This is a genomic window from Curvibacter lanceolatus ATCC 14669, assembly GCF_000381265.1.
In the GTDB taxonomy this organism is placed as follows: domain Bacteria; phylum Pseudomonadota; class Gammaproteobacteria; order Burkholderiales; family Burkholderiaceae_C; genus Curvibacter; species Curvibacter lanceolatus.
Genome location: NZ_KB906262.1, coordinates 53,334 through 65,996 on the forward strand (window position 1 = coordinate 53,334; position 12,663 = coordinate 65,996).

Annotated in this window: 8 protein-coding genes; 7 read left to right on the plus strand and 1 reads right to left on the minus strand. The window is 68.7% G+C overall.

All coding sequences use genetic code 11. The features are described from left to right. Window positions 1-72: 72 nt before the first annotated feature. The 5 genes from F624_RS0117810 (at window position 73) to F624_RS0117830 (ending at window position 7,610) form a co-directional block, all read left to right on the plus strand. Window positions 73-3,681: an indolepyruvate ferredoxin oxidoreductase family protein gene (locus tag F624_RS0117810; protein WP_019575691.1), complete on the plus strand. Its 3,609-nt coding sequence runs from the start codon at window positions 73-75 to the stop codon at window positions 3,679-3,681. Between the two features lie 108 nt (window positions 3,682-3,789). Then, a complete protein-coding gene (dinD, locus tag F624_RS0117815; RefSeq protein WP_019575692.1) occupies window positions 3,790-4,641 on the plus strand; it encodes a DNA damage-inducible protein D in 852 nt (283 codons plus the stop codon). A gap of 121 nt (window positions 4,642-4,762) precedes the next feature. After that, window positions 4,763-5,890, plus strand: coding sequence for a CaiB/BaiF CoA transferase family protein (locus tag F624_RS0117820; RefSeq protein ID WP_019575693.1), 1,128 nt, complete (start codon window positions 4,763-4,765; stop codon window positions 5,888-5,890). Beyond that, entirely contained in the window at window positions 5,883-6,677 is a 795-nt protein-coding gene (locus F624_RS0117825; protein ID WP_019575694.1) for an enoyl-CoA hydratase/isomerase family protein, read from the plus strand. Before F624_RS0117820 ends, F624_RS0117825 begins: the two co-directional genes overlap by 8 nt. A gap of 30 nt (window positions 6,678-6,707) precedes the next feature. Then, window positions 6,708-7,610, plus strand: a complete 903-nt coding sequence (locus tag F624_RS0117830; protein ID WP_019575695.1) for an SDR family oxidoreductase — start codon at window positions 6,708-6,710, stop codon at window positions 7,608-7,610. 25 nt (window positions 7,611-7,635) lie between these two features. Here the strand turns inward: F624_RS0117830 and F624_RS0117835 are convergent, their stop codons facing one another. Beyond that, window positions 7,636-10,353, minus strand: coding sequence for a winged helix-turn-helix domain-containing protein (locus F624_RS0117835; RefSeq protein WP_019575696.1), 2,718 nt, complete (start codon window positions 10,351-10,353; stop codon window positions 7,636-7,638). A 233-nt stretch (window positions 10,354-10,586) separates the two neighbouring features. Here F624_RS0117835 and F624_RS0117840 point away from each other — a divergent pair, with 233 nt between their 5' ends. Beyond that, window positions 10,587-11,369: an SDR family NAD(P)-dependent oxidoreductase gene (locus F624_RS0117840; RefSeq protein WP_019575697.1), complete on the plus strand. Its 783-nt coding sequence runs from the start codon at window positions 10,587-10,589 to the stop codon at window positions 11,367-11,369. A gap of 102 nt (window positions 11,370-11,471) precedes the next feature. Continuing rightward, window positions 11,472-12,662, plus strand: coding sequence for an acetyl-CoA C-acetyltransferase (locus F624_RS0117845; RefSeq protein ID WP_019575698.1), 1,191 nt, complete (start codon window positions 11,472-11,474; stop codon window positions 12,660-12,662). The last annotated feature ends 1 nt before the right edge of the window (window position 12,663 follow it).

The following is a 12,663-nucleotide window of genomic DNA, read 5'->3' on the forward strand; positions in this document are numbered from 1 at the left end:
GAAGAACCAAATTCTCACGCCGGTGCGGCAAGCTCATGGCTTCCCCAAGGCCCTGCGAGGCGCGAGAAGAACATGGAGACACAAGCCACCTTGATGGCGCCGCAAGCCCCTGCGCTGCGCCCAGATTTCAAACTGTCCGACAACCTGTGGGCTGAGCACGGCCAGGTGTTTCTCACCGGCACCCAGGCCCTGGTGCGCCTGCTGCTGATGCAGCGCAGCCGTGACGCGGCCCAGGGCCTGAACACCCAGGGCTTTGTCAGCGGCTACCGGGGCTCGCCCCTGGGCATGCTCGACCAGGCGATCTGGAAGGTCGGAAAAAAATTCTCCGACCATGGGGTGCGCTTCGTGCCCGCCATCAACGAAGAACTGGGCGCCACCCAGGTGCTGGGCACCCAGCGCGTCGAGTCCGACCCCGAGCGCACCGTCGATGCCGTCTACGCCATGTGGTACGGCAAGGGCCCCGGCGTCGACCGCGCCGGCGATGCCCTCAAGCACGGCAACGCCTATGGCTCGTCGCCACAGGGTGGGGTGTTGGTGGTGGCGGGGGACGATCACGGCTGCGTGTCGTCTTCGATGCCGCACCAGAGCGATCAGCTGCTGCAGGCCTTTCACATGCCCGTGGTCTCGCCGGCCAATGTGGCCGAGTACTTGGAGTTCGGCCTGTATGGCTGGGCCCTGTCGCGCTACAGCGGCAACTGGGTGGGGCTGACCGCGCTGTCCGAGGTGGTGGAAAGCGGCGCCACCGTCAACCTCGACGAGATCAACGCCCGCGTGGCGCAATGGCAGGGTGCCGAGGCGGTGCGTGCTCTCACCGGCCACCAGCCACCCGCCGACGGTCTGCACTACCGGTGGCCCGATCTGCCCTCGCTGCGCATCGAGTCGCGCCTGGCCGACAAGCTGGCTGCGGTGGCCGCCTTTGCCCAGGTCAACAGCATCGACCGGCACATCATCGAATCGCCCCATGCCCAGGTCGGCATCATCACCTGCGGCAAGGCCCACTACGACCTCATGGAGGTGCTGCGCCGCCTCGAGATCAGCCCCGCCATGCTTGCCACCGCCGGCGTGCGTTTGTACAAGGTGGGTCTGTCCTTCCCCATCGAGACCACCCGCGTGCGTGCCTTTGCGCAGGGCCTGCGCGAGATCCTGGTGATCGAAGAGAAGGGTGCGGTGGTCGAGCAGCAGCTGCGCGAGCTGTTCTACAACGCCCCGCCCGAAGCCCGCCCGGCCCTGGTCGGTAAGCACGATGCGCAAGGCCGGCCCCTGGTCTCGGCCCTGGGCGAGCTGCGCCCCTCGCGCCTGATCGAGTTGATGGCCGACTGGCTGCTGCGGCATTTCCCGGACAACACGACCTTCAACGACCACCGCCGCCACGTGGTCGACTTCGTGCCCGCCCCGCTGCTGGCCAACAGCGCCGACAGCGTCAAGCGCCTGCCTTACTTCTGTGCGGGTTGCCCGCACAACACCTCGACCGTGGTGCCCGAGGGCTCGACCGCGCGGGCCGGCATCGGCTGCCACTTCATGGCCAACTGGATGGAGCGCGACACCGCCGGCCTGATCCAGATGGGGGGCGAGGGCGTGGACTGGGTCTCGCACTCGATGTTCACCCGCACGCCGCATGTGTTCCAGAACCTGGGCGATGGCACGTACTACCACTCGGGCTACCTGGCCATCCGCCAGGCCGTGGCCGCCCAGGCCACGCTGACCTACAAGATCCTGTTCAACGATGCCGTGGCCATGACCGGGGGGCAGCCCGTGGACGGTGTGATCAGCGTCGATGCCATTGCCCGCCAGGTCGAGAGCGAGGGCGTGAAGCAGGTGGTGGTGCTGTCTGACGACATCGCCAAGTACGACGCACAGCGCGAGCGCTTTCCGGCCGGCACTGAGTTCCACGACCGCAGCCAGCTCGATGCGGTGCAGCGCCGTCTGCGCGAAGCCCCGGGCGTCACCGTGCTGATCTACGAGCAGACCTGCGCCGCCGAAAAACGCCGCCGCCGCAAGAAGGGCCAACTGGTCGATCCGTCGCGTCGCCTGTTCATCTACGACGCGGTCTGTGAAGGCTGTGGCGACTGCTCGGCCCAGAGCAACTGCGTGGCCGTGCTGCCGCACGAAACCCCGCTGGGGCGCAAGCGCCGCATCGACCAGAGCAGCTGCAACAAGGACTACTCCTGCGCCAAGGGCTTCTGCCCCAGCTTTGTCAGCGTCAGCGGCGCTCAGCCCAGGCGCAAGATGGGGGCCTTGCAAGCCGCCTCGGCGGCCTTCGAGCAGCATGTGGCCGCACTGCCCCAGCCCGCGGCCCATGTCTGGGATGCTCCCTATGACCTGCTGGTCACCGGCGTGGGCGGCACCGGTGTGGTCACCGTGGGCGCCGTGATCGCCATGGCGGCCCACCTCGAGGGCAAGAGCGCCAGCGTGCTCGACTTCATGGGCTTTGCGCAAAAGGGCGGCTCGGTGCTGTCCTTCGTGCGCCTGGCCGATCGGCCCGAGCGCCTGAACCAGGTGCGCATCGACACCCAGCAGGCCGATGCCGTGCTGGCCTGCGACATCGTCGTCGCCGCCTCGCCCGAGGCCTTGCAGACCGTGCGCCGCGGTCGCACCCGCCTGTTGGTCAACACCCACGAGGTGCCGGTCGCCGAATCGATCCGCAACCCCGATGCCAGCCTGCAGGTCGATCGCCTGCTCGACAAGCTCGAGTTCGCGGCCGGCCCGGGCCAGCTCGAAACCTTTGACGCGCAAGCACTGGCCGAAGACTATCTGGGTGACACCATCGTGGCCAACATCCTGGCCATGGGCTACGCCTGGCAACGTGGCCTGGTGCCCTTGAGCCTGGTGGCCATGCAACGCGCCATCGAACTCAATGGTGTGGCCGTGCCCACCAACCTGCTGGCCTTTTCGCTGGGGCGCCTGGCCGCCGCCCGGCCCGAGCTTTGCCAGAGTCTGCTGGAGGCCCCCGCGCAGAACAAGGCGACGCAGGCGCCAGACGATCTGGCGGCCCTGCGCCGCCAGGCCCGTGATCTGCTCCGTGCCTACCAGAGTGCGGCCTATGCCCGCCGGCACGAGGATCTCGTGCAAGCCGTGCTGGCGCGCGAGCTGGCCCTGGGTCTGCCCGCAGGTGGCGCCCTGAGCCAGACCGTGGCGCGCAGCGCGCTCAAGCTCATGGCCTACAAAGACGAGTACGAGGTGGCCCGCCTTTACAGCACACCGGCCTTCCGTGAGGCCCTGGCCCAGCAGTTCGAGGGCGAGCTGCAACTTGAATTCCACATGGCCCCTCCGCTGCTCGCACGCGGCCGCCAGGGCCAGCCACCGGCCAAGCTGCGCCTGGGGGCCTGGATGCTGCCGGCCATGCGCCTGCTGGCGCGCGGCAAGGTCTTGCGCGGCACCCTGCTGGACGTGTTCGGGCACACCGATGAACGCCGCATGGAGCGCGCGCTGATCCAGGCCTACGAGGCCCGTGTGCACGAACTGCTGCCCCTGATCAACGCCGAGCGACTGCCCCTGGCGCTGGAACTGCTCGCCCTGCCGCTGTCCATGCGCGGCTTCGGTCACGTCAAGGCGCGCAACGTCGAGCGCGCCCGCCAGCGCGAGGCCGAGCTGCTGCACCGCCTGGACCCTCAGCGCTACCCGCGCCCGCCAGGGGGGGCGCAGGCCGGCCAGTTCAAGGGCATTGAGGTGCGCGCCGCCTGACCCGCAGGCACCGACGCTCAGCCTGCCGGAGCCAAGGGCCTGGCAACCGGCACGTCAACATGGGGTTTTCCAAACCGGGGGCACGCGCCCTCACTCCAGGGAGACCCCATGAAAAAGGAAGTCATTCACCAACTTCACAAGAACTTTGAGGACTGTGCACGCCAGAACGACGGCGTGGAATATTGGCTGGCTCGCGAGTTGCAAGTCCTGCTGGGCTACAAGGAATGGCGCAACTTTGATCTCGTGATCGACAAGGCCAAGGTGGCCTGTCAGAACGCTGGGCAGGCTGTGACGGATCATTTTGTTGACGTCAACAAGATGATCGAAGTCGGCAAGACGGCTGAGCGTGAAGTGAGTGACATCGCACTGACCCGCTATGCCTGCTACCTCATTGCCCAGAACGGCGACCCACGCAAGGATGCTGTCGCCTTTGCCATGACCTACTTCGCGGTACAAACCCGCAAGCAGGAACTGATCGAAACCCGCATGGCCGAATGGGAACGCTTGCGCGCCCGCGAGAAGCTGACGCTCTCGCAAAAGGAGTTGTCAGGCGTCTTGTTCGAGCGCGGTATCGACAGCCCCGGCTTCAGTCGCATTCTCAGCCGAGGCGATGCAGCCTTGTTTGGCGGCCTGAGCACCCAGGACATGAAACAGCGCCTTGAAGTGCCTGGGAGCCGGCCCCTGGCAGACTTCCTGCCCACCATCACCATCAAGGCGAAGGACTTCGCCAACGAAATCACCAACACCCAGGTCAAACAACAGGACCTGCAGGGCGAGCCCGGCATCACCCGTGAACACGTCAAGAACAACCGCGATGTGCGCAAACTGCTGACCCAGCGCGACATCGTGCCCGAAGATTTTCCGGCGGCTGAAGACGCCAAGAAGCTGGAGCGGCGCCTGAAGTCCGAAGCCCAGAAGCTCCCGCGCCTGACCCCCAAGCTGGGTCGCAAACACCGTTGAGGTGCCGTTGAACCGCCATCACCGTTGCTGCAGTTTCGTCTGTTCCGACGATGCAAACGGCGCCTGGACTGAACCATCATGGTGACCACAACAGTCGCCACTGTGGCGGCAGGAGACGCACATGGCCGGTCCACTGCAAGGGCTCAAGGTGATCGAGATGGCCGGTCTGGGGCCAGGCCCTTTTTGCGCCATGCTGCTGGCCGACATGGGCGCCGAGGTTCTGCGCATCGAGCGGCCTGGCACACCCCACACGCCCCACGACATCCTGGCCCGGGGCCGCACCCACCTTGCGCTGGATTTGCGCGCCGCCGGGGCGGCAGACCAGGTGCTCGGTCTGATCGAGCGGGCTGATGTGTTGATCGAGGGCTTTCGCCCCGGCGTCATGGAGCGCCTGGGCCTGGGGCCTGAACCCTGTCTGCAGCGCAATCCGCGCCTGGTCTATGGCCGCATGACCGGCTGGGGCCAGCACGGACCGCTGGCCCAGGCCGCCGGGCACGACATCAACTACATCGCCCTCAGCGGGGCCCTGCATGCCATCGGCCGCAGCGGCGAAGGACCGGTGCCGCCGCTCAATCTGGTGGGTGATTTCGGGGGCGGCGCCATGCTGCTGGCCTTTGGCGTGCTCAGTGCGCTTTACGAGGCACAGCGCTCGGGCCAGGGGCAGGTGATCGATGCGGCCATGACCGATGGTGCGGCCTTGCTCTCGGCCATGATGTATGGCTTCAAGGCCGCGGGGCGCTGGAGCAACCAGCGTGGCGAGAACCTGCTCGATGGCGGGGCCCACTTTTACGACACCTATGCCTGCGCCGACGGGCGTTACGTCGCCATCGGCGCCATCGAGCCCCAGTTCTATGCCTTGTTGCGCGAGCGCTGTGGCATTGCCGACGACCCCGCCTTCGATGCTCAGATGGACCCCGCCGCCTGGCCTCTGCTCAAGCTGCGCCTGGCCGATGTGTTCCGCACCCGCACACGAGACGAGTGGTGTGCCCTGCTGGAGGGCAGCGATGCCTGCTTTGCCCCTGTGCTCGACTGGGACGAGGCCCCGCAGCACCCGCACAACCAGGCCCGTGCCACCTTCGTGACCGCCCATGGCCTGACCCAGCCCGCGCCGGCCCCGCGCTTCAGCCGCAGCGTGCCCGATCAGCCTGGTACCCGCCCGGCGCCGACCGCGGCTGAGCTGTTGCGCCGATGGGGCCTTGATGCAGACGCCCTGAGCGCCGTCCTGCCCACCGGGGCCTCCCATGACTGAGCCGGTGCTGCAGGTGCGCGAAGAAGGCGCCGTGGCCTGCCTCACGCTGAACCGCCCCGAGCGCCTGAACGCCCTCAACCCAGCGCTGGTGCAGGCCCTGTTGACCTACTTTCAGGCGCTGTACCGCCGCCCAGAACTGCGGGTGGTGCTGCTGCAGGGCGCCGGCAGCGCCTTCTGCAGCGGACTGGACCTGAAAGAGGCCCCCGATGCCCGCGCCCTGGGTGTGCCCCGCATGCTCGAGGTGCAGCGCGATCTGCGCGACATCATGATCGCCATGCGCCGCTGCCCGCAGCCCATCATCAGCCTGGTGCAGGGCGCGGCCAGCGGGGGCGGCTTTGCGTTGGCGCTGGCCTCCGACATCCGCCTGGCCACGCCCGATGCGCGCTTCAATGCAGCCTTCATCCGCATCGGCCTGTCGGCCTGCGATGTCGGCGTCAGCTACTTTCTGCCCCGCATGGTAGGCAGCTCGGTGGCGGCGCACTACCTGCTCACGGGGCGCTTCATGGACGCGGCCCGGGCCCAAGCCTTGGGCCTGGTCAGCACCGTGGCCCCCTGGGCCGAGTTGCAGCAGGAGGCCCGTGCGCTGGCCCACGACATGCTGCGCGCCAGCCCCTTGGGCCTGCGCCTGACCAAGGACGCCCTGGGCCATGCGGTGGACGCCGCCAGCCTGGAGGCCGTGGTGGCGCTGGAAGACCGCAACCAGATCCTGTGCAGCCAGACAGACGACTTCCAGGAAGGCATCGAGGCCTTTCTGGGCAAGCGCCCGCCGCGCTACCGCGAACGCTGAGACGGACGCGGAACTTTTGGGAGACCCCTCATGACTCTGGACGACCTGATCTACCAACCCGGCCTCATGGCCGGCCAACGCATTCTGGTCAGCGGCGGCGGCACCGGCCTGGGCCGGGTCATGGCCGAGGCGCTGCTGATCCTCGGGGCCGAGATCTACATCTGCGGCCGCCGCGCCAATGTGCTGGAGGCCACGGCCAACGAGCTGATGGCGGCCCACGGTGGTCGTGTCGTGCCCCTGGTGTGCGACATCCGCGACGAGGCCGCCATCGCGGCCATGGTGCAGCAGATCTGGGACGACGGCGGCGCCCTGACCGGCCTGCTCAACAACGCGGCGGGCAACTTCATCAGTCGCACCGAAGACCTGTCACCGCGCGCCTTCGATGCCATCGCCAGCATCGTGTTCCGCGGCAGCTTCGTGCTCACGCTGGAGTGTGGCAAACGCTGGCTGGCGGCGGGGCAGAAGGCCTCGGTGCTGTCCATCCTCACCACCTGGGTCTGGAACGGGTCGCCCTACACCGTGCCCTCGGCCATGGCCAAGGCCGGTGTTCATGCCATGACCCAGTCGCTGGCGGTGGAGTGGGGCGGCCGTGGCATCCGCTTCAATGCCATTGCACCGGGCCTGTTCCCCACCGAGGGCATGAGCGCGCGGCTCAACCCGCAAGGCGGCGAGCACCAAGCCGTTGGCAACCCCATGGGCCGCACAGGCCGCATGCCCGAGCTGGCCAATCTGGCCGTCTTTCTGCTGGGTCCGGGATCGGAATACCTCACCGGCCAGACGATCGCCATCGATGGCGCACAGTTCCAGGCCACCGGCGGCAACTTCTCTCGCATGGCCAGTTGGACCGACGACGACTGGGACCAGGCTCGCCACAACATCCAGAAGCGCAACGCAGAAGACCGGCGTCAGCGTCAGCCTGAAGGACTCGCCTGAGCCAGGAACCGCTGCCTCAAGGGGTTCAAGGGGGAATCAACTTCAGGCGCCTCGCCAAGGCCACCGCCTGCGTGCGGCTGTGCGCCCCCAGCTTGGCAAAGATGTTGCGCAGGTGGGTGCGCACGGTGCTATCAGACACGAACAGCTTCTCGGCCATGGCGCTGTTCGAGTAGCCCTCCACCAGCAGTTGCAGCACGTGCAGTTCCTTGCGGGTGAGCGGCTCCGCCAGTCCTCGCGCAGGGGCGTCGGGCTTGTCCGGGGTGCTGTCGGTCTCGCAAGGCAGGGGGCCAAAGGCCTGCAACAGGCGTTGCAGGTAGTCGCCCAGGATGGGGTCGCGCACCGTGCCGCTGTCGTGCAGGGCCTGGTAGCGCTGCACCAGCGGGCCCACGGCCGGGCCCTCGTCCAGGATCAGGCGCATGAAGCCCTCGGCACTGGCCTGCTGCAGCACCTGGCCGATCTGGGTCACGGCGGCCGGGGTGTCGCCGCTGCGCGCCAGGGCCAGGCTGCGCAGCACGCGCAGGCTCAGCAGGCGCCGGTTGCGGGCCACCGCCTGGGCTGCCGCGATCTCGCGCTCCAGCGCCGGCAGCGCCTCGCTGGCCTGGCCCGCCTCAATCTGCCAGCGCAGCCGCGCCAGGCCCAGGTACTCGATGTCGTGCGCCAGCAGGCGCAGCCGTTCTTCACGGGCCCACACGGTGGGGTCTTCGGCCCGGCGCAGCTCGTCGCGCGCTGCGGCCGTGTTGCCCTGGCGCAGCAGCAGGCGGGCCCGCCCCAGCTTGGCGCCCACCACCACCCGCGGCAGCTTGCGCTGGTGGCCCAGGTACTCCAGCTCGGTCAGGGCCAGCGAGGCGGCATCCACGTCGCCGCTGACGAAGGCGATGCGCGAGCGCATCGCGTGGCTCAGGATCATGTGGTCGGGCAGGCCCACATCGCGGGCCAGCGGCAGGTACACATTCAGCAGGTGGTCCGCCTGGTCGAGCTGATTGGCCTCGTACACCGCGCAGGCATAGAACACCCCGGCCCAGGCGTTGCCGTGGGTGTGGTTGTAGTTCACCGCGTGGGTGGCATCCACGGCCAGCCGAAAGCGCGCCGTGGCCTGGCGCAGTCGTCCCTGCTGCAGGTCCATCAGGCCCTCGGTCGACTCGGTGTACATGCGGTGGAAGGTGCTGGCGCCACCCTGCTCGCGCCGCGCCGCATCCAGCAGTTGCTGCGCCTCGCCCGGGTCGCCCATCACCGACAGGATGTGGGCCATGGCATTGAGCAGGGTGCTGTCGGCAAAGGGCAGTCCGGTGGGCAGGCGCTTCAGGCTGTCGCGCCCGATCGCCAGGGCCTGCTCGCTCTGGTCCTGCATGGCCAGCAGCATGGGGCGCATGCAGGCGGCCTGGGCCAGCACCTGCGGGTCGTTCGGGTGGCGCAGCAGGGCCTGCTCCAGCTGTTCGCCCGCCGCCCAGGGCCCGCGGGTGAAGCAGGTGGCCCACAGCGCCACCATCTCCAGCGCCGGGCGCTGGTGCAGCAGCGGGGCGGGCACGGCGTCAAACCAGCGCGCCAGCAGGCGCATGCGCCCGGCGCGCAGAAACGACTCGGCATGCTGGTCCAGCAGGCTCAGCGCCAGCGGGTGGTCACCGCCCTCGATGGCGTGGTCGATGGCGGGCACGGGGCGGCCCTGGGCCTCGTACCAGCCCGCGGCCGCCAGGTGCAGCCGCGCCACTTCGTCGGGCCACTCGCGCTGCAGCTCCTTGCGCAGGTAGTCGGCAAACAGGCTGTGGTAGCGCCAGGTGCGCTGCTCGCTGGACACCGGGGTCAGAAACAGGTGGGCCTCATCGAGCCGGGCCAGCAGGCGCTGGCAGTCGGCTCGGGGCATCAGGGCCGCGCACACCTCGGCATCGAGCTGGCGCAGGATGCTGCTGCGCAGCAGAAAGTTGCGCACCTCGGGTGGTTGTTGCTGCAGCACGTCTTCGGCCAGGTAGTCGGCCACCGCCCGGTCAGAGCCCGAAAAGCGCGCCACGAACTGTTCCACCGCCTGCGCCTGCTGGCCCTGCCGTTCCAGCGCCAGCGAGGCCAGCCACAGCGCAGCAATCCAGCCCTCGGTCTTTTCGTGCAGCCGGTACAGCAGGTCGGCCCCCAGCCCCTGCGGCAGGCTGCGTGCCAGAAAGGCGGCCGTGTCGTCCAGGCTGAAGCGCAGGCGCTCGGCATCCACCTCGATCAGCTTGCCACGCGCCCGCAGCCGCCCCAGGCCCAGGGCCGGCAGGCTGCGCGAGCCCAGCACCAGGTGGCCGCGCCGCGGCAACTGTTCGATGATCTCGCGCACCAGGCCCAGCACGGCAGGCTCGTGCACCGCCTCGAAGTCGTCCAGAAACAGGGCAAAGGGCTCGTCAAACAAGGCCAGTGCGCGCAGCGCGTCGAGTGTCGAACCCGCACCGGCCGCGGTGGCGCCCAGGCGCTGGATCGCCTCGTCCAGCCCGCCCAGAAAGCGCGACACGTCGTTGTCGGAGCGGTCCAGCGTGAGCCAGGCCGTGCTCACGCCCTGGGCCTCGAACCGCGCCTGGGCCTGCACCATGGCCGTGGTCTTGCCAAAGCCGGCCGGGGCGCGCACCAGCACCAGCTGGCCTGCCCCTTCGGTGATCCTTTGGCACAGGCCCTCGCGCACCACCTGGGTGGCGGTGGGGGCGGGCGGGTTCAGCTTGGTCTCGAAGCCGCGCGCGGGTGGGCCGGGCTCGGTGGGCGGGGCGACGGAGGCAGCATCCATGGCTTGTATCTGGTGGACGTGGGGGCGTGGGGCGTGGGGCGTGGGGCGTGGGGCATTCTGCGACACAAGTCCAGACGCGCGAGTCACCTCGGTGGCGCCGGGTGCCTTGCGCGTCAACCCGGCCCGCCAACCCCTCTCGCTATTTCGTCGCTTCGGACGATGCATCGGTGTCGCTGGATTTCTAGACTCGTCTTGCATCACAACCCCACGCATCCCCGTCCAGGAGCCCCACCATGCAACTCGATTCCAGCATTGCCGCCGTCGTCACCGGAGGGGCCTCGGGCCTGGGCGCGGCCACGGCACGGCGTCTGGCCAGCCACGGCGTCAAGGTGGCGCTGTTCGATCTCAACGCGGCCCAGGGTGAAGCGCTGGCGCGTGAGATCGGCGGGGTGTTCTGCCGGGTGGACGTGACCTCGGAGGCGCAGGTCGACGCCGGCTTTGCCCAGGCCCGCGCCGCCCACGGGCAAGAGCGCGTGCTGGTCAACTGCGCCGGCACCGGCAATGCCGTCAAGACCGCCAGCCGCGACAAGGCCACGGGCGAGATTCGGCACTTTCCGCTGGCCAACTTCGACCGCATCATCCAGATCAATCTGGTGGGCACCTTCCGCTGCATCGCCAAGTCGGCGGCCGGCATGCTCACCCTCGCGCCTCTGCCCGACGGCGACCGGGGCGCCATCGTCAACACCGCCTCGGTGGCCGCACAAGACGGCCAGATCGGCCAGGCCGCCTACACCGCCTCCAAGGCCGGCATCGTGGGCATGACCTTGCCGATTGCGCGCGACCTGATGAACGAGGGCATCCGCGTCAACACCATCCTGCCCGGCATCTTCGACACCCCGCTGCTGCAAGGCGCGCCCGAACATGTCAAGGCAGCACTGGCCGCCTCGGTGCCCTTCCCCAAGCGCCTGGGTCAACCCGCCGAATACGCCCAACTGGCCGAGAGCCTGATCCTCAACGGCTACCTCAACGGCGAGAGCATTCGCCTCGACGGGGCCATCCGCATGGCGCCGCGCTGAGGCCCCGCACCCCCGCAATATCGTCTGTTCCGACGACGCCCCAGCGTGTCGGGTGGGCGAACAATCCAGCCATCTGATCTCTTTTTGACGAGGAAGCCCGCCATGACCGAAGCCTATGTGGTTGCCGCTGTTCGCACTGCCGGAGGGCGCCGGGGCGGGCGTCTGGCCGGTTGGCACCCGGTGGAGCTCGCGGCCCAGGTCATCGATGCCGTGCTGGACCGCACCGGCATGGACCCGGCGCTGGTGGACGATGTGTTCCTGGGCTGCGTCAGCCAGGTGGGCGAGCAGTCGACCAATGTGGCGCGCAATGCGGTGCTGGCCTCGCGCCTGCCTGAGGCGGTGCCGGGCACCTCGATCGACCGGCAGTGCGGCTCTTCGCAGCAGGCCCTGCACTTTGCGGCCCAGGCCGTGATGTCGGGCGCGCAGGACATCGTGCTGGCCGGCGGCGTCGAGTCCATGACCCGGGTGCCGATGTTCAGCCCCTCGGCCCTGGCGCAGAAGGCCGGTCTGGGCTTCTACCAGAGCGAGAGCGTGAACCGCCGCTACCACGACGTGGTGTTCAGCCAGTTCACCGGTGCCGAGATGATGGCGCGCAAGTACGGCCTGGGCAAAGACGCGCTCGACCAGTTTGCCCTGCTGAGCCACCAGCGCGCCATCGCGGCCACCGAGGCCGGCGCCTTTGCCGACGAGATCGTGCCGGTGCCCGTGCGGCGCGCCGATGGTAGCCAGGGTGGCAGCCAAGATGGCGGCCTGCACAGCGTGGATGAAGGCATCCGCTTCGATGCCACGCTGGCTGGCATCCAGGGCGTCAAATTGCTGCAGGAGGGCGGGGTGATCAGCGCGGCCAATGCCAGCCAGGTGTGCGATGGCGCCACCGCCGCGCTGGTGGTCAACGAGCGCGGCCTCAAGGCCCTGGGCCTGCAACCTCTGGCCCGCGTCCACCACATGAGCGTGCTGGGCCACGATCCGGTGATCATGCTGGAGGCCCCGATTCCGGCCACCGAGCGGGCCCTGCGCAAGGCTGGCCTGAACATCGCCGACATCGATCTGTACGAGGTCAACGAGGCCTTTGCCTCGGTGCCGCTGGCCTGGCTGAAAGCCCTGGGCGCCGACCCCGAACGCCTGAACGTGCACGGCGGGGCCATTGCCCTGGGCCACCCGCTGGGTGCTTCGGGCACCAAGCTCATGAGCACCCTGATCCATGCCCTCAAGCGGCGCGGCGGACGCTACGGTCTGCAGACCATGTGCGAGGGCGGCGGCATGGCCAACGTCACCATCATCGAACGGCTCTGAG

Bases quoted from the DNA above. Each gene is read 5' to 3' on its own strand.
- F624_RS0117810 (WP_019575691.1), top strand. From the start codon at position 73: ATGGAGACACAAGCCACCTTGATGGCGCCGCAAGCCCCTGCGCTGCGC.
- F624_RS0117845 (WP_019575698.1), top strand. From the start codon at position 11,472: ATGACCGAAGCCTATGTGGTTGCCGCTGTTCGCACTGCCGGAGGGCGC.
- F624_RS0117830 (WP_019575695.1), top strand. From the start codon at position 6,708: ATGACTCTGGACGACCTGATCTACCAACCCGGCCTCATGGCCGGCCAA.
- dinD (WP_019575692.1), top strand. From the start codon at position 3,790: ATGAAAAAGGAAGTCATTCACCAACTTCACAAGAACTTTGAGGACTGT.
- F624_RS0117835 (WP_019575696.1), bottom strand. From the start codon at position 10,353: ATGGATGCTGCCTCCGTCGCCCCGCCCACCGAGCCCGGCCCACCCGCG.
- F624_RS0117825 (WP_019575694.1), top strand. From the start codon at position 5,883: ATGACTGAGCCGGTGCTGCAGGTGCGCGAAGAAGGCGCCGTGGCCTGC.
- F624_RS0117820 (WP_019575693.1), top strand. From the start codon at position 4,763: ATGGCCGGTCCACTGCAAGGGCTCAAGGTGATCGAGATGGCCGGTCTG.
- F624_RS0117840 (WP_019575697.1), top strand. From the start codon at position 10,587: ATGCAACTCGATTCCAGCATTGCCGCCGTCGTCACCGGAGGGGCCTCG.